At 33.1% G+C, this 20,345-nt stretch carries 16 protein-coding genes; 12 read left to right on the forward strand and 4 right to left on the reverse strand.

Annotated features, from left to right (window positions below; all coding sequences use genetic code 11):
- Nucleotides 1–24: 24 nt before the first annotated feature.
- The gene (locus AB8B90_RS04415; RefSeq protein WP_405334046.1) at nt 25–744 is read left to right on the forward strand and encodes a hypothetical protein; all 720 of its coding nucleotides are present in this window, start codon (nt 25–27) and stop codon (nt 742–744) included.
- Here the strand turns inward: AB8B90_RS04415 and gltX are convergent.
- Nucleotides 741–2,252 (reverse strand): glutamate--tRNA ligase, encoded by a 1,512-nt coding sequence (gltX, locus tag AB8B90_RS04420; RefSeq protein ID WP_405334048.1) that lies wholly within the window; start codon nt 2,250–2,252, stop codon nt 741–743. The genes AB8B90_RS04415 and gltX overlap by 4 nt on opposite strands.
- A 109-nt stretch (nt 2,253–2,361) precedes the next feature.
- Here gltX and AB8B90_RS04425 point away from each other — a divergent pair, with 109 nt between their 5' ends.
- A complete protein-coding gene (locus tag AB8B90_RS04425; RefSeq protein WP_405334050.1) occupies nt 2,362–3,837 on the forward strand; it encodes a T9SS type A sorting domain-containing protein in 1,476 nt (491 codons plus the stop codon).
- A 5-nt stretch (nt 3,838–3,842) separates the two neighbouring features.
- On the opposite strand, the gene AB8B90_RS04430 is transcribed toward AB8B90_RS04425, so the two are convergent.
- A complete protein-coding gene (locus tag AB8B90_RS04430; protein WP_405334052.1) occupies nt 3,843–4,889 on the reverse strand; it encodes an alkane 1-monooxygenase in 1,047 nt (348 codons plus the stop codon).
- A 120-nt stretch (nt 4,890–5,009) separates the two neighbouring features.
- Here AB8B90_RS04430 and AB8B90_RS04435 point away from each other — a divergent pair, with 120 nt between their 5' ends.
- The 5 genes from AB8B90_RS04435 to AB8B90_RS04455 all read left to right on the forward strand — a co-directional run bounded on the left by AB8B90_RS04435 (nt 5,010) and on the right by AB8B90_RS04455 (nt 12,473).
- Nucleotides 5,010–8,504, forward strand: coding sequence for a hypothetical protein (locus AB8B90_RS04435; protein WP_405334054.1), 3,495 nt, complete (start codon nt 5,010–5,012; stop codon nt 8,502–8,504).
- Nucleotides 8,491–8,901 carry an rRNA maturation RNase YbeY gene (gene ybeY, locus AB8B90_RS04440; protein WP_405334056.1) on the forward strand — a complete coding sequence of 137 codons (411 nt, stop codon included), beginning with the start codon at nt 8,491–8,493 and terminating at the stop codon, nt 8,899–8,901. Before AB8B90_RS04435 ends, ybeY begins: the two co-directional genes overlap by 14 nt.
- A gap of 81 nt (nt 8,902–8,982) precedes the next feature.
- Nucleotides 8,983–10,854, forward strand: a complete 1,872-nt coding sequence (mnmG, locus tag AB8B90_RS04445) for a tRNA uridine-5-carboxymethylaminomethyl(34) synthesis enzyme MnmG (RefSeq protein ID WP_405334058.1) — start codon at nt 8,983–8,985, stop codon at nt 10,852–10,854.
- 32 nt (nt 10,855–10,886) lie between these two features.
- Nucleotides 10,887–11,738 carry a class I SAM-dependent methyltransferase gene (locus tag AB8B90_RS04450; protein WP_405334061.1) on the forward strand — a complete coding sequence of 284 codons (852 nt, stop codon included), beginning with the start codon at nt 10,887–10,889 and terminating at the stop codon, nt 11,736–11,738.
- A 216-nt stretch (nt 11,739–11,954) separates the two neighbouring features.
- Nucleotides 11,955–12,473, forward strand: coding sequence for an OmpH family outer membrane protein (locus AB8B90_RS04455; protein ID WP_405334063.1), 519 nt, complete (start codon nt 11,955–11,957; stop codon nt 12,471–12,473).
- 36 nt (nt 12,474–12,509) lie between these two features.
- Here AB8B90_RS04455 and AB8B90_RS04460 read toward each other — a convergent pair whose 3' ends face one another.
- Nucleotides 12,510–13,661 (reverse strand): ATP-binding protein, encoded by a 1,152-nt coding sequence (locus AB8B90_RS04460; protein WP_405334065.1) that lies wholly within the window; start codon nt 13,659–13,661, stop codon nt 12,510–12,512.
- 116 nt (nt 13,662–13,777) lie between these two features.
- Between AB8B90_RS04460 and AB8B90_RS04465 the strand changes: the two genes are divergently transcribed.
- From AB8B90_RS04465 to AB8B90_RS04475, 3 genes are all read left to right on the forward strand, one after another.
- The gene (locus AB8B90_RS04465; RefSeq protein WP_405334067.1) at nt 13,778–14,965 is read left to right on the forward strand and encodes a phosphoglycerate kinase; all 1,188 of its coding nucleotides are present in this window, start codon (nt 13,778–13,780) and stop codon (nt 14,963–14,965) included.
- Nucleotides 14,966–15,079: 114 nt separating this feature from the next.
- Entirely contained in the window at nt 15,080–16,672 is a 1,593-nt protein-coding gene (locus AB8B90_RS04470) for a LysM peptidoglycan-binding domain-containing protein (RefSeq protein ID WP_405334069.1), read from the forward strand.
- A gap of 17 nt (nt 16,673–16,689) precedes the next feature.
- The gene (locus AB8B90_RS04475) at nt 16,690–17,667 is read left to right on the forward strand and encodes a DUF4837 family protein (RefSeq protein WP_405334071.1); all 978 of its coding nucleotides are present in this window, start codon (nt 16,690–16,692) and stop codon (nt 17,665–17,667) included.
- A gap of 53 nt (nt 17,668–17,720) precedes the next feature.
- Here the strand turns inward: AB8B90_RS04475 and tatA are convergent, their stop codons facing one another.
- Nucleotides 17,721–17,912: a twin-arginine translocase TatA/TatE family subunit gene (gene tatA / locus AB8B90_RS04480; RefSeq protein ID WP_405334073.1), complete on the reverse strand. Its 192-nt coding sequence runs from the start codon at nt 17,910–17,912 to the stop codon at nt 17,721–17,723.
- 115 nt (nt 17,913–18,027) lie between these two features.
- Between tatA and AB8B90_RS04485 the strand changes: the two genes are divergently transcribed.
- Nucleotides 18,028–18,894, forward strand: a complete 867-nt coding sequence (locus AB8B90_RS04485) for a M23 family metallopeptidase (RefSeq protein WP_405334076.1) — start codon at nt 18,028–18,030, stop codon at nt 18,892–18,894.
- Nucleotides 18,894–20,345 (forward strand): GH3 auxin-responsive promoter family protein (locus AB8B90_RS04490; protein WP_405334079.1); only part of this gene is annotated, 1,452 nt, incomplete at its 3' end. The genes AB8B90_RS04485 and AB8B90_RS04490, both read left to right, overlap by 1 nt.

Here is a 20,345-nt window from a genome sequence, read left to right on the forward strand (position 1 = left end):
TTGCTTAAATCACACATTTTAAAGATGCAAAAAAAGCAGTTTATAGTATTAGTAGTGTTTTGTATAGCTTTTGTTACAATTTCAAATGCTCAACACAAAAGATATAAAATAAAAAATGGTATTGGTCTTATTGGAGGATTAACTCAATATGATATTACAACAGATAATTTTAAGACCACAAGTGGATCTGGTTTCATGGGAGGAATGATTGCTACTGTTGATATTCCTCATAAATGGTTTACGGTAAGTTATGGTCTGCAATTGTCTCAAAATTCTATAGAAATAGAAGGCCGTTCTCTAGCAACACCACTTCAAACTGAAATGATTGAATATGATATAATGGCTGTGCAATTAGCATTTATGCTTCACGTAAAATTATTAAGTGATAATATCACACTTGATATTGGTCCACAATTGCAGTACAACGGAAATCTTGAACTAAAAGATAGTAATCAAGAAGATTTTTTAATTGATAATTATCTAAGCAACGGATTTGATGCTGTAGTAGCTGGCTACGATAATTTAACAGCCAAGGACATAAGTAATGTATCACCATTTAATGTCAATGGTGTTGTTGGTGCATCCGCAGGTATAGGTAATTTTAAAATTAGAGCCACTTACAGTTACGGGTTTACAAATATTTTAAACAAACTTAATGACGAAGACCTCAATTTACCACCTTCTTCAGAAAAATTTGAAGGAAATCAAACTATGTTAGCGTTCTCGCTAATGATTACATTTTAAATTGATGCAATCATAGTATCTATTCGTTTTAACGTTTCAGCTTTTCCAATCATATAGATAATATCAAATACATCTGGACCTTGAAGCGCACCAACAAGTGCCAATCGTAATGGCATCATGACTTTTCCGAAGCCAATGTCGTTAGAAGTAATCCAACTTTTAACGCTAGTTTGTAGGTTTTCTACCGTAAAATCTTCAACCGAATCAACGAGTTGCTTTACGGTTGTTAAAATTTCAGAAGTTCCTTCTTTTAGAGCTTTTTTTGATGCTTTTTCATCATAAGATGAAGGAGCGATAAAGAAGAAGTGACTTAATTCCCAAAAATCAGAAACAAATGTAGAGCGCTCTTTTACCAAAGCTATTACCATCTCTATAAATTGCGTGTCAATTTCTGCTAATTCAGATCTTGAATTTTGAAATGCTATAGCTAAATCTTTGTTGTTCTGATTTTGCATATAGTGGTGATTAAACCACTTGATTTTATCCGGATCAAAACGTGCTCCAGCTTTATTGACGCGTTCTAAATCAAAAGCATTTATAAGCTCTTCAAGATTAAAGAGTTCTTGTTCAGTGCCAGGATTCCAACCTAAAAACGCTAAGAAATTAATTACAGCTTCAGAAAAATAACCTTCTTCTTTGTAGCCTTTAGACACATCATCAGATTTAGAATCTTTCCATTCAAGAGGAAACACAGGAAAGCCTAATTTATCTCCATCACGCTTGCTTAGCTTACCTTTTCCAGTGGGCTTTAAGATTAATGGTAAATGTGCAAATTGAGGAGCTTCCCAACCAAAAGCGTTGTATAATTGATAGTGCAAAGCTAATGACGGCAACCATTCTTCGCCACGAATCACATGAGAGATTTCCATTAAATGATCGTCAACAATATTTGCTAAATGATATGTTGGCATACCGTCGCTTTTGAATAGGACTTTATCATCTAAAACATTAGTATCAATTTTAATATCACCTCGAATTATATCTTTTAGATGTAAGGTATTATCCTGCGGTGATTTAAATCGTATGACATAGTCTTCCCCAGCTTCTAATTTTGCCATAACATCCTCATTTGAAAGTGATAAAGAATTACTTAGTTTCAAACGGTTATGCCAATTATAAATAAAGGTCTTTCCGTTAGCTTCATGATCTTTCCTGTGAAAATCTAATGTTTCAGGAGTGTCGAAAGCATAGTAAGCATGACCTTTTTCAATAAGTTCATCTGCATATTTTTTATACAAATGTTTGCGCTCACTTTGCCTGTAAGGTGCAAATTTTTCATTTGTATTCGGCCCTTCATCAAAGGGAATACCACACCAATTTAGAGACTTTACTATATAATCCTCAGCGCCTTTAATATAGCGGTTTTGGTCAGTATCTTCAATTCTAAGTACAAAAGTTCCATTGTGTTTTTTTGCGAATAAATAGTTGAAAAGTGCGGTTCTAACACCTCCAATATGTAAAGGTCCTGTTGGGCTTGGTGCGAAACGCACACGAACGTCTTTAGTCATGATTTTGTTTTAAGTCCGCAAAGGTATTAAAAATACGCTCTTTGACGTATGTTTTCATGTTTGTTGATGCTTTAGATTTGTTTTTATATTAATTAACATCTTAAATACCATGAAACAAATACTACTTTTATTTTTATTAGCCCCATTCATGTTACAAGCACAATGGGTTCAAGTCGGAGTCGACATTGATGGTGAAGTTGTAAATGATACTTCAGGATTCGAAATTAGTCTTAACAATGAAGGAAATATAGTTGCAATAGGTTCATATAGAAACGACGATGGAGGAAGCGATGCTGGACAAGTTAGAGTATATCAAAATAATTCTGGAAGTTGGATACAATTAGGAAACGATATAGAGGGTCAGTCTGATAATGATAATATGGGCTTTTCTGTAAGTCTAAACGGAACAGGAAGTATTGTTGCGGTTTCATCACCCGGCAACTCTGATGGTGCTCCATTTGCTGGACAAGTAAAAGTATTACAGTATGATGGTACAGATTGGGTTCAATTGGGTAACAATATTAATGGCAGTGGAAATGTAAACAACTTTGGGTCATCAGTAAGTTTAAACGATGATGGGACTATTCTGGCTATTGGAGAAATAGGTAATGATACAAATGGAAACAATTCAGGATCAGCAAGTATTTTTAGTTTTAATGGCACAGATTGGATTCAGTTAGGACAAAACATTATTGGAGAAGCTTCTGGAGACCAGTTTGGTAGAACCACAAGCATAAGTTCTGATGGATCAATAGTTGCTGTTGGTGCAATTGAGAACGATGGATTGATAAGTGGTGGAGGTCACGCAAGAGTTTTTCAAAATATAGCCGGAACTTGGACGCAAATAGGAGGAGATATTGATGGTGATGTAAATAACGGCTATTTAGGATACTCTTTAAGTTTAAGCTCTAATGGGCAAACTATAGCTGTTGGTACTATTAATGACAATGATGGAGGGTCGTCCTCTGGAAGTGTAACTGTCTATGAATTTAATGGTATCGATTGGGTAGTCAAAGGCGCAAAAATTTTAGGGGACGCTACAACTATTTTTTCAGGCTATTCGACAAGTTTAAATGGAAACGGGACAATTGTTGCTGTTGGAGACATAGGTACTAATGGTTTTGCAGGTCGAGGACGAGTTTTTCAGTTTGATGGTTCAGATTGGAATCAAATTGGTTCAGATCTAATAGGTGAAGCAACTAATGATCAATCAGGTTATTCTATTTGTTTAAATGATAGTGGTTCTAGAGTTGCCATTGGTGCAATTAACAATGATGGAAATGGTTCTAATTCTGGACATGTTAGAGTATTTAACGAGCCGTCGTTAACTATAAAGGATTTTATTTTTGAAGATTTTAGGTTATATCCAAACCCAAGTAGTGATTATGTTAATATTGAATTTAATGAATTATTTGAAAGCATATCGGTTCAAGTTTTTGATGTTTTAGGGAAAAAAGTAATTCAACAAGAGAAAAGAGGGTTAAGTACTATTAAATTAAATGTTAGTCATTTGAAATCCGGAATATATCTTGTAAATATTGATATAGGATTAGTTAATAAAACTGTAAAACTAATTATTGAATAAAAACATTATTTAATTAGAACCATTTCCTTAGGAACACGCTTATTCATAATACGAAACCATAAAGGTGGAAGCATTGCCAATACCATTGATGTTGGATAACCAAATGGCATTTGCGGACTTTCATCATGACAATCTAAAATTTGATATTTCTTTGAAGATTTAAAATGATGATCGCTATGTCTTGTCAATTCATAGAGCACAATTCTTCCTACAATATGATTAGAATTCCAAGAATGCATTTCTTTAACTCGCTCATAACGACCAGATTTGGTTTTAAGACGCAATAAGCCGTAATGCTCTATGTAATTTACGGTCTCAAGAAGTAAAAAACCAATAATTCCAGACGTGAGCGCAAAAAGAAATCCAATATTACCGAAGACAAACAATATAATTAACAGATAACTAATTTGAAATAAAACATACCAAAGCATGTCGTTTTTAAAAGAAAAGAAACCTTTATTGTTGTTTTTTAAAAGCTTATTTTGAATTTTCCATGCACTCGAATACTGTCGGAATACCGATGTAAACCAGAACGAATACACACTTTGATTATACCTAGCGGTTGCTGGATCTTCTGGAGTCGCAGCGTGTAAATGATGACCAAAATTGTGTTCTACATAAAAATGCATATACTGAGATGGAAGAAGTAAAGCTTTACCAATAAAGCGTTCTTTTGTGTTTTGTCTATGACCCAATTCATGAGCCACATTAATTCCATTTACACCCAAAACAATACCTATAGAAATAATCATTCCTATAAGTTCGTAAGTTTCAATAGTTGAGTTGGTTGCTTCGAATATCCCAAAGAATAACAATCCGTAAACCACAGGTAAATTTAGGTATAATAACCAATCAAAGATTTTTCGTTTTAATTTATTTTCAACTGCTCCAGAAGACAAGTTATGAGTGTCAATAGGGAATACTAATTCAAGTAATGGTATGATGATAAATGCAAAGACTGGTGTCAAAAACACAAGATTTCCTTTAAAAAACAATCCAATCCATGCAGCAACAGGAATCGAAAACGCAGCAAGATATTTTAAGTCTTTCATCAAAATATAGTTTTGAGTTGGTCTTTATTTTAACACAACTTCTCGAAATTAACAGAATCTTACCAAATTTAGGTATTTGCAGGTTAAAATAAAATTGTAGTTTAGTGAGTTAAATAATTAATGTTGAATAATTTCAAAAGCATACAAACTAAATTAGAGCAATTTATTAGAAGATACTATACTAATGAATTGGTGAAAGGCGCTATTTTGTTTTTTGCAATTGGCTTATTGTATTTGATTGTAACCTTGTTAATTGAATATTTTTTGTGGCTTAATCCCACAGCAAGAACCATTCTGTTTTGGGTATTTATTACTGTAGAGCTTGCGTTGTTTGCTAAGTTTATTGTTTTTCCATTAGCTAAGTTATTCAAGCTACAAAAGGGAATTAATTACGAAGATGCCTCAGAAATTATTGGAAATCATTTCCCAGAAGTTAATGATAAGTTGCTTAATGTACTTCAGTTAAATAACAATAACTCTCAATCTGAACTTCTTGAAGCTAGTATCGAACAAAAATCATCTGAGCTAAGTCCGATACCTTTTAAACTAGCCATTAATTTTACAAAAAACACGAAGTATTTAAAATATGCAGCAATACCAATTGTAATTTTGTTAGTATCATACTTTTCGGGTAAAATAGACTGGTTTAGTGATAGTTATGAGCGTGTTGTGAATTACCAAACGGCTTATGAGCCACCTGCACCTTTTCAGTTTTTTGTTACCAATGACAGCATGAATGCTATTGAAAATAAAGAATTTAAAATCCAAGTAAATACAGCAGGTGATGTGGTTCCTGAAAATGCTCAAATTCATTACAATGGACAGTCGTATTTTTTACAGCAAACCGCACCAGGACAATTTGAATACTTGTTTCCCCAACTTAAAGACGCACTGAGTTTTAATTTATCTGCTAATGATGTACGTTCAAAAGATTACGATATAAAGGTCACTAAAGTGCCAACTTTAGTGAATTTTGAAATGGTATTAGATTATCCCGCTTACACGCTGAAGAAAGATGAGGTTTTAAAAAGTACAGGTAGTTCAACTATTCCTGAGGGTACCAATGTAACTTGGAAAGTATCCACAAGGTCTACCGATGAAGTTGCTTTATATGCTAAAGACACTCTTAGTTTTATAAACTTAAATGAAGGTCAATTTGAAGCTTCAAAGCGAATTTTTAATAACACAGATTACAGTATTAGTACTAGTAATGTTAATTTGAAAGATTATGAAAATTTAGCATTTTCATTAAGCGTTATAAAAGATAGTTATCCTGAACTTAATTTAAAGATGGAAAAGGATTCGTTAGACAATCAAACCTTCTATTTTTTCGGACAAGTTAGTGATGACTATGGGTTAAGTAAGTTGCAAATGGTTTATTACCCTTCTGCAAATCCTACTGAAAAATCTTATGAAAACATATCGATTTCAAAATCTAATTTTGATGAGTTTGTTAGTGCATTTCCAAATCAGTTAAATTTAACTAATGGTGTTGATTATGAGTTTTACTTTCAAGTGTTTGATAATGACGCTATACATAACTATAAAAGCACAAAAAGTACGGTTTACAATTACAGAAAACTTACTAAAGACGAAGAAGAAGAAAAACAGCTTAAAGAACAAAATGAAACCATAAAAGATATTGGTAAAACTTTTGAAAAACTCAAAGAACAAGACAAACAATTAGAAGAGTTTTCTAAAACTAAAAAAGAGAAAAAAGAGCTTAACTTTAATGATAAAAAGAAATTTGAAAATTTCTTGAAGCGTCAGAAAGAACAAGAACAACTGATGAAAAACTTTAACAAGAAGCTTAAAGAGAATTTAGAAGAGTTTCAGAATGAAAGTGAGGAAAAAGATCAGTTTAAAGAAGATTTAAAGAAACGTCTTGAAGAGAATGAAGAACAGCTTAAGAAAGATGAAAAGTTATTAGAAGAACTTGAAAAGCTTCAAGAGAAAATTCAAAAGGAAGAGCTTACACAAAAGCTTGAAGAATTGGCTAAACAAAATAAAAATAAAGAACGAAGCCTAAAGCAACTTTTAGAATTAACCAAGCGTTATTATGTTGCTAAAAAGGCAGAAAAATTACAACAAGAATTAGAGCGGTTAGCTGAAGAGCAAGAGAAACTTTCAGAGGAAAGCAAAGAAAATAATACTAAAGAAGAGCAAGAGAAACTAAATAAAAAGTTTGAAGACTTCCAAAAGGAAATGGAAGCTCTTCAGAACGAAAATAAAGAGCTCAAAAAACCAATGGAATTGCCTCAGGACAAACCTACTGAGGAATCTATAAAGCAAGATCAAAAAGAAGCCACTGAGGCTCTAGAGCAAAAAGAAAAAGAGGCTAAAGAGAAGCAAGACACTGGAGAGCAAGGAGAGCCTCAAGAACAACAGGAAAAGAAAGATAGTGAGAAACAGGATAGTAAGCCACAAGATGCACAGCAAAAAGCTAAAAAGAAGCAAAAGCAAGCTGCAAAGAAAATGAAAGAAATGAGTGCTCAGATGATGCAAATGATGCAGATGAGTGGTGGTGATCAAACACAAGAAGATGCCACAATGCTTAGACAGATTTTAGATAATTTGGTCTTGTTCTCTTTTGATCAAGAAAACCTTATGGATCAGTTTAAAAGCATTGAAATTAACCATAATGAATACGGTAAGTTTTTAAGAAAGCAAAGTAATTTAAAAGAACATTTCGAGCATGTTGATGACAGTTTGTTTTCCCTTTCGTTGCGTCAACCCTCGATATCAGAACAAGTCAATAAACAGATTACAGAAGTGTTTTTTAATATTGACAAGTCACTTGGTCAATTATCTGAAAACCGTTTATATCAAGGTGTAGCAGCACAACAATATACAATTACAGCTACCAATGAGTTGGCGAGTTTCCTTAGCGACATTCTTGACAATATGAATGAGCAAATGAACCCTTCAATGGGTCAAGGAGAAGGAGATATGCAGTTGCCAGATATTATTATGAGCCAAGAACAACTCAATGAACAAATGAAAGAAGGCATGAAAAAAAGCCAACAAGGAAAACCGAAAGAAGGCGAAGGAGAAAAAGAGGGCGAGGGTAAGAAAGAAGGTGACAAGGAAGGCGATGGAAAAAAATCTAAAAAAGGAGATAAAGGAAAACCTGGTGAACAAGGTGAAGGTGGAGAAAATGGAAATTCTCAAGATGAAGGTGAAGGAAGTAACGAAGATTTAAACGGTGAATTATATCGTATTTATCAACAACAACAGCAATTGCGTCAGGCTCTAGAAAACAAATTAGGAGAACTAGGGAATCAAGGTGACGCAAAAAAGTTGTTAAAAGACATGGAAGAAGTAGAGTTGGATCTAATTAACAAGGGTTTTACAAATCAAACGCTTCAAAAAATGATGGATTTACAACATCAATTGTTAAAGATGGAAAATGCAACTTTCATGCAAGGTGAAGATAATAAGCGCAAATCTGAAACAGATAATAATACACTCAAAAACACAACGAATAATAAGCTACCAACTGCAAAAGAATATTTTAATACTACTGAAATTTTGAACAGACAAGCGCTACCTTTGCAAGACGTTTATAAAAAGAAAGTGCAAGAGTATTTTAAGAAAACAAATGATCAGCTTTAACTACGAAACAGATTTTAAGATCTCTAATGAGCAAAATTTTGCTGTATGGATTTCTGAAGTAATCGCTTCAGAAGATTGTCGTTTAGGAGAAATTAATTACATCTTTTGTAATGATAACTATTTGCATGACATCAACCTTAAATATTTAAATCATGATACCCTAACCGATATTATTAGTTTTGATTATTCTGTAGGAAAGGAGCTACATGGAGATATCTACATTTCAGTTGATAGAGTCAAAGAAAACGCAAAATACTTTAATGTAGAATTCAAAGAAGAATTGAAGCGTGTTATGGTGCATGGTGTGCTTCATTATTGTGGTTATAAGGATAAATCTGAAGAGGATAAATCTATAATGCGCTTAAAGGAAGATTTCTACATCAAGCAACTGTCTTAATTTATCTTAGTATTTAGACGTATATTTGCAAACCTAAAAAGTTAAAAACCTAATGTTCCACGTGGAACAATAATATAAATTATGTTTAACGACGTATATGATGTCATAGTAGTTGGTGCTGGTCATGCTGGTAGTGAAGCAGCAGCAGCAGCAGCTAATATGGGAAGTAAGACACTACTCATTACAATGAATTTGCAAAACATAGCGCAGATGTCTTGTAATCCAGCTATGGGTGGAATCGCTAAAGGTCAAATTGTTCGTGAGATTGATGCTTTAGGTGGTTACAGTGGAATTGTAAGTGATACATCAGCAATTCAATTTAAAATGTTGAATAAATCTAAAGGACCTGCTATGTGGAGTCCAAGAGTTCAAAGTGATCGAATGCGTTTTGCTGAAGACTGGAGGTTGCTATTAGAGAAAACACATAATCTTGATTTCTATCAAGAAATGGTTTCTGGGTTAATTGTTGAAGAAGATAAAATTGTAGGAGTTAAAACATCTCTTGGTTTACAAGTAAAAGCAAAAACAGTAGTTCTTACAAATGGAACTTTCCTTAATGGATTAATTCATATAGGAGATAAAAACTTTGGTGGTGGACGTGCAGGCGAAAGAGCTGCAACAGGAATAACAGAAGAACTCATTGGTTTTGGTTTTGAATCCGGACGTATGAAAACCGGAACACCTCCAAGAGTTGATGGTCGTTCTTTAGATTATTCTAAAATGAGTGAACAACCAGGTGATGCACAGCCAGAGAAGTTTTCCTATCTAGAACACATTAAGCCATTAAAAGAACAACGCTCATGTCATATGACGTACACGAGTCCTGAGGTTCATGATTTGTTGCGAGAAGGGTTTGAGCGCTCACCAATGTTTAACGGTAGAATAAAAAGTACAGGACCAAGATATTGTCCGTCAATTGAAGATAAAATTAATCGTTTTGCTGATAAAGATCGTCATCAATTATTTGTTGAGCCAGAAGGATGGAATACTGTTGAGGTTTATGTAAACGGTTTTTCAACATCTTTGCCTGAAGACGTTCAATTTAAAGCTTTAAAATCTGTAGCTGGTTTTGAAAATGTAAAGTTCTTTAGACCTGGCTATGCTATTGAATACGATTACTTTCCACCAACTCAATTAAAACACACATTAGAAACTAAGATAATTGATGGTTTGTTTTTTGCAGGACAAATTAATGGTACAACAGGATATGAGGAAGCTGCCTCTCAAGGCTTAATGGCTGGTATTAATGCAGCTTTAAAGGTTCAAGAAAAAGATGAGTTTATATTAAAACGCAATGAGGCTTATATTGGCGTTTTAGTTGATGATTTAATTACCAAGGGCACTGAAGAGCCTTATCGTATGTTCACCTCTAGAGCTGAATACAGAACATTATTGCGTCAAGACAATGCAGATTTTAGGCTAACTCCAAAAGGATTTGATTTAGGTTTAGCTAGTGAAACTCGTTTACGTCGAATGGAGGAGAAGCAAAAACATTCTGAAAATTTTGTTGATTTTTTTAGACAGACCAGTATTAAACCAGAAGAAGCTAATCCCGTTTTAGAAGCAAAGAAATCTTCTTTAGTAAAACAATCTGATAAGATGTTTAAGCTTTTTGCTCGTCCGAGTATTACCATAGAAGACATGCGTCAATTTAAAACAGTTGAAGAATATATTCAGGAGAATGAACTAGATCGAGAAGTGATTGAGCAAACAGAAATTCAAGTAAAATATTCTGGCTATATTGAAAAAGAACGAAACAATGCAGATAAATTGAATCGTCTTGAGAATGTGAAAATACCCAGAAATTTCGATTATGAAAAGCTAAAATCGATGAGCACTGAGGCTAAACAAAAACTAACCAAAATTCAACCAGTAACAATCTCTCAAGCTTCCAGAATATCTGGAGTTTCTCCAGCAGATGTATCTGTATTATTAGTTTATCTTGGGAGATAATAATAAGATGTTTCACGTGGAACATTGTTTTAATGGATAAAAAAACCTTATATCTTAGTGTAAAAGATCATTCTGTTTCAAATGAAGATTTTCAATTGATATACAATGAAGAATTGGATATGTTAGCAACGTTTCCACAACCGTCTAAAGATAATTTACCTAAATACTATCAAAGCGAAGATTATATATCTCATACTGATGCCAAGAGAAACTTATTTGAGATGTTATATCAATATATAAAATCTATTGCTTTAAAACGAAAATTGAAATTGATTAATTCATTTCAATTTGAGAGTAAAAAACTTTTAGATATTGGTTGCGGAACAGGAGATTTTTTGAAAACAGCAAAAGATAATCAATGGCAGGTTACAGGTGTCGAACCCAATGCTAAAGCAAGAGCAATAGCTAATACTAAAACAAATAATTCAGTTTATGATATTGATGAATTATTGAAATTTGAACCTCATAGTTTTGAAGTTATTACACTATGGCATGTATTAGAACATTTACCAAAATTAGAGCATCATATTGCAGTTATTGAATCATTGTTAAAGCCGAACGGTATATTGATCATAGCTGTTCCAAATTACAAAAGCTATGATGCATTATATTATAAAAACTTTTGGGCTGCTTTTGATGCGCCTAGACATCTGTGGCATTTTTCACAAAAATCGATTACTAAACTAGTCGAAAAAAAAGAGATGCATTTGGTAAATACAAAACCAATGTTATTTGATTCTTATTATGTGTCATTGCTTTCCGAAAAATATAAAAACGGATACATGAATCCGTTTAAAGCATTTTGGATTGGATGGCGATCAAATCTAAAAGCAAAATATTCAGGGGAGTTCTCATCTTTAATTTATACTATAAAAAAGAATTAAAACGCGTTTATAAACGATTTAAGAGCTTTTAACACTTGATAAGTAAAATCCCATTAGCAATTTTTATATGTTTAATAAACGCTGCTTTAAATAAGCGCGCTTCGATAGATTTAATTTATATTATTTTAAACATATATCTATATAATCTATAGTTAACGATTTTAAAAAATTAATACACCTACTTTCATACATTTGCAAAAATTTAAAGAATATAAAATGAAAAAATTATTAGTAGCACTATCCTTGGTTTTAACTTTAGGATCTTGTCAAGAACAACAAAAAATTGCTTATATCGATAATGCTAAAGTGGTAAATGAATTTGAGAAGAAAGTAAATTTTGAAAAGAAATTTCAAGTTAAGGTAGATGCATTCAATAAAAAAGCAGATAGCTTAGATAAAGCCATTCAAATTGAAGCACAATTATTTCAAGCGAAAGCTCAAAAGATGTCTCAAAAAAATGCTGAAACTGAATACCAAGCTTTACTTCAGAAAAAGCAAATGCAAGATTATCAACTTAAAGCTGAAGAGCAATCGATTCAAGGCGAGGGACAAAAGCAAATTGACACGCTTATTAAAGAAGTAAAGGCATTTGTTAAAGATTATGGAAAGAAGAATGGATATACATATATTTTAGGAGCCAATGATGCTGGTAGCGTAATGTATGGCACCGAAGCCAATGATATTACTCAAACTATAGTTGATGCATTAAATGCAGACTTTAAAAGCGAAGAATAAAGTCATTAAACATAAGTTTTAAAAGCCGATTGTTTATCAGTCGGCTTTTTTATGCAATAAGCGAGTAAGCTTAATGGATAGATCTGTTAGTATAATCTTAGAGTTTCCGTTTCGCTCAATATGATAAATTGCATTTTGAAGTTCTTCAGAAATATCCATTATATTATTTCCATGAACATAAGGCGCAAAGTTCTCAAGTTTAAATGAAGTTTTAGGCTCCATAAAGACTAAGGACTCCGCCTTATAATTTAGTAGTAAAGCTTGTCTAAAAAAATCAAGACAAAAATTTAAAAATTGTTTTTGAGTTTCGCGACCTGTTTTCGCAATAGTCTCACTCCAAGAAATCAAATCATGTATAGCACTCTTATTTCCTTTTGCCTTGAATGCTGACCGAATCCAAAAGACAAACCAATCTTCAAACTGCGTGTCTTCACTATCGCTATATACTAAATCACATGCTTTATTATAATTTCCATTCGCTTGATGCGCTATTTTCGTTGCATCAGCTTCAGGAATTTGATAATTTTTAATTAATGCTTGCTTAATTACATCTTCTGCTAAAGGAGGAAAATGAAGCAATTGACACCTAGACTTTATTGTGTTTATTATTTGCTCCTCATCTTCAGTTATTAAAATAAAAATAGTTTTGTTTGGAGGCTCTTCGATGAGTTTTAATAATTTGTTAGAAGCTGCAGTATTTAGTTTTTCAGCCATCCAAATCAACATCACTTTGTAACCACCTTCATAAGATTTTAAGGCCAACGCTTTAACAATATCTTGAGACTCATCAACACCTATTTGACCTTGCTTATTGTCAATTCCTAAAATACGGTACCAATCAAATAAATTCCCATAAGGCTGCCTATCAACTAGTTGCCGCCATTCTTCCATGAAATGTTTTGAGACAGGGTGGCTTTTTACTCTGTCATTTGTGGCTACAGGAAAGGCAAAATGTAAATCTGGGTGAGATAGTTTTTCAAACTTAATGTTACAAGCATCATTACCATTTGTGTTTTCTCCGTTCGAATTGTTACAAAGCAAATATTGCGCATAAGCAATTGCCATAGGAAGTGTTCCAGAGCCTTCTGGACCAACAAATAATTGTGCGTGAGGTACGCGACCACGATCAGCACTTTTTGTGAGATGGCTTTTTATATGTTCTTGACCTAATATTTCTGAAAATAACATGTGGTAAAGATACTTTTTTTATAATATTATTTTGTGTAATTGTTTTAGTAAAAAACAGCTTTTATCAAACCTTTTTATTGGTTACATTTGCGAAACAATTCTCTAAACAATAGACCATGAAAACAATAAATGACTTCAATTTTGATAATAAAAAAGCATTAATACGTGTTGATTTTAATGTGCCATTAAATGATAATTTTGAAGTTACAGATGCTACTCGAATTGTTTCAGCAAAATCAACAATTATTAAAATTCTTGAAGATGGTGGAAGCTGCATTTTAATGTCACACCTCGGAAGACCAAAAGGAGTTCAAGAAGAATTCTCACTACGCCATATTATTAGTAAAGTTGAAGATGTTTTAGGAGTCGAAGTTAAGTTTGTTGAAAATTGTGTTGGAAGTAAAGCAGAAGAAGCTGCTGAAAATTTAAAACCAGGAGAAATTTTATTATTAGAAAATTTACGTTTTCATGATGAAGAAAAACAGGGCAACATAGCGTTTGCAGAAGCGCTATCAAAGCTAGGAGATATTTATGTTAATGATGCTTTTGGAACTGCACATAGAACTCATGCATCAACAACCATAGTCGCTCAGTTTTTTAAAGAGCATAAATGTTTCGGACATCTATTGGCTCAAGAAATTGAAAGTATTAATAAAGTTATGAGCTCAGGAGAGAAACCTGTTTTAGCTGTTCTAGGTGGCGCTAAAGTGTCTTCAAAGATTACAATTATTGAAAATATACTAGACAAGATTGATCATTTAATCATAGGAGGTGGAATGACATTTACCTTTATTAAGGCTCAAGGTGGCTCTGTTGGAGATTCTATTTGTGAAGATGACAAAATGGAGCTGGCTCTTGATATTATGAAACAAGCTAAAGCTAAAAATGTTCAAATTCACCTTCCAGTTGATGTGATTGCTGCTAATGCTTTTAGTAATGATGCTGACACTCAAATAATGGATGTTACTGGAATACCAAGTGGATGGCAAGGGTTAGATGCTGGGCCAAAATCTAAAGAAATCTTTCACAATGTTGTGATGCAGAGTAAAACTATTTTATGGAATGGACCTTTAGGTGTTTTTGAAATGGAAAACTTCGCTAATGGAACCATTGCACTAGGAAATTCAATTGCTGAAGCAACTAAAAATGGCGCATTTTCACTTGTTGGAGGAGGAGATTCTGTAGCAGCTGTAAAACAATTCGGATTTGAAAAGAAAGTAAGTTATGTAAGTACTGGAGGAGGAGCAATGCTTGAAAGTCTTGAAGGTAAAATACTGCCAGGAATTGCTGCAATATTGGAATAAACCTATTCCTTGGAATCCTATAAGTCAGATTAAATTGTCTTGTCAAACTTTCATTTTCACTAAAAAAGTACGATTTTAGCTGACCTATCGTTTTGATAGTTAAACAATCTACCAATGAACCTAAAGTTTAAACACCTTACTTTTATTATTCTGATGAGTTGTATTTTCAGCTATGGTCAGGATAGTATTCCTGTTCCAACGGAATCAAACCCACCAATAAAAGCTTCCGAGAAAGAGAATAACAATACTGTTGTTGATTCTCTTATAGATGGAAAAAAAGTCATTACTGCCGATATCAAGGCCGAGTTAGATTCTTCGGCAATGCGAAACCTAGAAGATCATAAACTTGCCTCTGAGATTGATCAAAAATGGCTTGAAGAGTTGTATAGTAACACCCTTTTTGATACCATTTATAAATCGGTTTCTGAATTAAAATACGAACCAATTGATTACCCAGAATTACCAACAGACACTCTCAAAGCTAGACTTAAAGAACTTAATGCAAGAACACCTTTTAATATTGAATACAATACTTCTCTAGAAAGTGTAATTAAATCTTATTTGAAGCACAGAAGGAAATCTATGGAACGGTTAATGTCTTTAAGCGATTATTATTTTCCATTATTTGAAGAGTCTTTAGATAATTATGATATTCCTTTAGAAGTGAAATATCTTGCTATTGTTGAGTCTGCACTTAAGCCTAGAGCTAAATCTAGAGTTGGAGCTACAGGGTTATGGCAATTTATGTTTGGTACAGGAAAAGAATATGGATTAAACGTAAGTAGTTATGTTGATGAGCGAAGTGATCCCATTAAATCTACTGTTGCGGCAAGTAAATATCTTGCGCGACTTTATAAAATTTTTGGTGATTGGGATTTGGCTTTAGCAGCATATAATTCAGGACCAGGAAATGTAAGTAAAGCGATTAGACGTTCTGGAGGATATGAAAATTATTGGAATATTAGACCACACCTTCCACGTGAAACAGCTGGATATTTACCAGCGTTCTTAGCAACGATGTATATTTTTGAATTTGCTGAAGAACATGGTTTTCAAAAACAACGACCAAATTATCACTACGTTGAAACAGATACGATTCATGTAAAAAAAATGATCACTTTAGATCAGGTATCAGAATTACTTGATGTCCCTATTGAAGAATTACAGTTCTTAAACCCATCGTATAAATTAGACATCATTCCTTTCGTAAAAGACGAAAATTACACACTACGTTTGCCTCGTAATGTTGTTGGTAAATTTGTCACTAATGAAAATGAGATTTATGCATTTGTTGATAAAGAGCTTAATAAACGAGAAAAACCTTTACCTCAGTTTTTTGATTCTAAATCTAAAGTTAGATATCGTGTCCGTTCAGGAGATTATTTAGGAAAAATTGCAAGGAAATATGGTGTTCGTGTCAGTCAGATTAAACAATGGAATGGCTTGAGAAGTAACAACCTTAAAATCGGACAACGTCTTACAATTTACCCAAGAAAACCAGGCAATTCAAGTAAAACAGCTAGTGCTTCTAAACCAAAGAAAACCATTAGCACAGAGGGAAAATCTGTGTATAAAGTACAAAAAGGAGATTCGTTATGGAGCATATCTCAAAAATTTCCGGGAGTTTCTGTTCAGAATATCAAAGAATGGAACGATATTAGTAGTAACAAGCTAAAAATTGGAATGACACTAATTGTGTCTAACTAATCAAAAATACAAATTCAATGAAAAATATACTTGCGATAGTACTAATGGTTTTCACCCTATTTTATGGATGTAATGATGAAAATGCTAAACGAATTGTTCCTAAATCTTCTGGAGGAAGTTTAAATGATATTACTGTAGTTGTTGACAATTTACTTTGGGAAAATAATGTTGGTGAAGTAATTAGAGATACGTTAGCAGCTCCTGTTGAAGGTTTGTCTATTGAGGAGCCACAATTTAGACTGCGTCAAATGCCACCATCCGTTTTTACTGGATTTGCCACAAAAAACAGAACAGTTTTAAAAATCGAAAAAGGCAAACCAGCAGGAACATTATTTATAGAAAATAAATATGCTAAGCCGCAAACAGTCATCGTAATTTCTGGAATCACAAATACTGAAATCATTGATCAGATTAGTAATAATTCTGCTAAGATTGTTGATGCTTTCAAAAAGGAAGAGCTCAAAGAAAAACAGCGTAGAATTAAAAAATCATTATTCAATGATAAAGATATTCAGGCTCAAATGGGCTTATCTTTAAGATTTCCAACAGCCTATAGAATTGCTAAAAACGAAGATGGTTTTATTTGGTTAAGACGTGATATTGAAACAGGAACTGTTGACATGATGTTGTACGAAACACCGTCATCTTCCATAAGAAAAGGTGACAGTGCTGTTGTTGATATTGTAAGATTACGAGATTCGGTTGGTAAAATTCACATCGAGGGACCACTTGAAGGTTCTTTTATGGCTACAGAGAATAAGTATACACCATTTATTTCGGAAACGATTCTAGATAACAAACCGGCTTATGAAACTAAAGGATTATGGGATGTTAAGAATGCGTTTATGTCCGGACCTTTTATTAATTACGCTATTGAAGATAAAGTTAACAATCGAATGGTGATCGTTGAAGGTTATGTATTTGCGCCTTCGGTAGCAAAACGAGATTATATGTTTGAGCTCGAAGCGATAATTAAATCGATTGCGATTAAGTAATAAAAAAAGCCAATATAAATTTATATTGGCTTTTTTTATTGGTTTGTAAAACGCTATTCGCTTTTATCAGTAGTTGTTGGTTTGTCATCTTCTTGCTTGCTGGCATCTTTAAATTCTTTAATACCACTTCCGAGTCCTCTCATAAGTTCAGGAATTTTCTTTCCTCCAAACATTAATAAGACCACAACAACGATTAAAACAATTTGCCATGCTCCAAAAGCTAAAAATATGCTTGATGTTATCATAATGATTAATTTTGAACTGCAAATTTAATAATTAAACTTAAGAATAAACGTTTTAAAGCAAACTTTAAGACATAGCAAGCAGTTCTCTACAAATTTTATTTAATTTTGTTGGACAATGACCAAAAAACGCAAAGAAAAAAGAATAGCTAAAAAGTTACTTCATAAATACCGATTAGTGGTATTAAATGAAGACACTTTTGAAGAGCGATTTGCAATAAAATTAACGCGATTAAATGTTTTTGTTATTGCCTCAATATCTACTATTTTATTGATAGCTGGTACTATTTTCCTCATTGCGTTTACATCATTAAAAGAGTTTATTCCTGGTTATTCCTCTACAACTTTAAAAAAGAAAGCTACTGAACTTAACTATAAAACAGATTCTTTGCAGCAAGTTATTAATTTAAACGAACAGTATTATGCGTCAATAAAACGAGTATTGACTGGAGATGTTGGTACTGTGGAATTTAATAGAGATTCTATCATAGATGCAGCTACCATTGATGCAGGTCAGCTAAATTTAACACCCTCCAAAGAAGATTCATTGCTTCGTGAAATTGTTGATAAAGAAGATAAGTATAATGTTTTTGAATCAGGTTTGTCTGAAGCAAATTTTGTATTGTTTCCTCCAGTAAATGGGACCATATCCGAAGCTTATGATATCAAAGAAAAACACTTTGCGGTTGATGTTGTGGTAGCTAAAGACACACCTGTAAAATCCACAGCTGATGGAACCGTTATTTTTGCTGAATGGACAACCCAAACTGGGTATGTAGTTATTATTGAGCATAGTAATGATTTGATATCTGTCTACAAGCATAATGCATCTTTAACCAAACAACAAGGAGATTTAGTGAAAGCTGGAGAGGTTATTGCACTATCAGGAAACACAGGGGAATTAACTACTGGACCCCATTTACACTTCGAACTTTGGAATAAAGGTTATCCTTTAAATCCAACTAATTTTATTGATTTTAAATAATGCAATCTATAAAATCCTTATTGGCGATCCCTTTTGCTAAATCCGTTAAAAAAAAAGTTGTAAAATGGGCTAATAACCCTTTTGAAACTCAAGAGAAAGTATTTAAAAAACTGATTAAGGACGCTTCTAAAACTCAATTTGGAATTGACCATAATTTCAGTAGTATTTCAACCCATAGCGAATTCATTAAACAAGTCCCTGTAAGAGATTATGAAGGGCTAAAACCTTATGTAGATAGAGTCGTATCTGGAGAAGAAGATATTCTTTGGAAAGGCAAACCGATTTATTTTGCAAAAACTTCTGGCACAACCTCAGGAGCTAAGTACATTCCAATTACTAAAGAAAGTATGCCTACACATGTTGAAGCCGCTAGAAATGCGATACTAATGTATATTGCAGAAACAGGTAGTAGTAAGTTTGTTGATGGTAAAATGATTTTCCTTCAAGGCAGTCCGATTTTGAAAGAACAAAATGGTGTTCAGTTAGGTCGTTTATCAGGAATAGTTGCACATTATGTTCCAAAATATCTCCAAAAAAACAGAATGCCTTCTTGGGACACCAATTGTATTGAAGATTGGGAAACTAAAGTTGAAGCTATAGTTGATGAAACCTTACCAGAAGATATGACAATTATTTCTGGTATTCCATCCTGGGTTCAAATGTATTTTGAGAAAATCTATGAACGAACAGAAAAAAAGGTAGGCGATGTCTTTAAAAATTTTAATCTATTCATTTTTGGAGGTGTTAATTATGAACCATATCGTGCTAAATTTGAAAACCTCATTGGAAGAAAAGTAGACAGTATTGAATTATATCCTGCCAGCGAAGGCTTTTTCGCTTATCAAGATAAACAAGGAGAAAAAGGGATGTTGCTTCAACTTAACTCAGGTATTTTTTATGAGTTTATTAAAGCAGATGAGTTTTTTGATGAAACTCCAATACGCATAACTATAAAAGATGTGGAAGTAGGAGTGAATTATGTAATGATTATCTCTACTAATGCTGGCCTTTGGGCATATAATATAGGCGATACTGTTCAGTTCACAAATACCAATCCGTATCGTGTGATTGTTTCTGGTCGAATTAAACATTTCATTTCCGCTTTTGGAGAGCACGTTATTGGAAAAGAAGTAGAGCAAGCACTTCAGGAGGCTATATCAGATTCAAGTATTCAGGTTTCAGAATTTACGGTTGCACCACAAATTAATCCAGATTCAGGTTTACCTTACCATGAGTGGTTTATTGAATTTGAAAATGAGCCAGAGCATCTTTCCGTTTTATCACAAAAAATAGATCAATCTTTACAAACTCAAAACAGTTATTATTTTGATTTGATTGAAGGAAAAGTTCTTCAGCCATTAAAAATTAAATCTATTCAAAAAAACGGGTTTCAAGATTATATGAAATCAATAGGGAAATTAGGTGGTCAAAACAAGCTTCCAAGACTTTCA

Source organism: Psychroserpens sp. (assembly GCF_045105015.1).
GTDB lineage: Bacteria > Bacteroidota > Bacteroidia > Flavobacteriales > Flavobacteriaceae > Psychroserpens.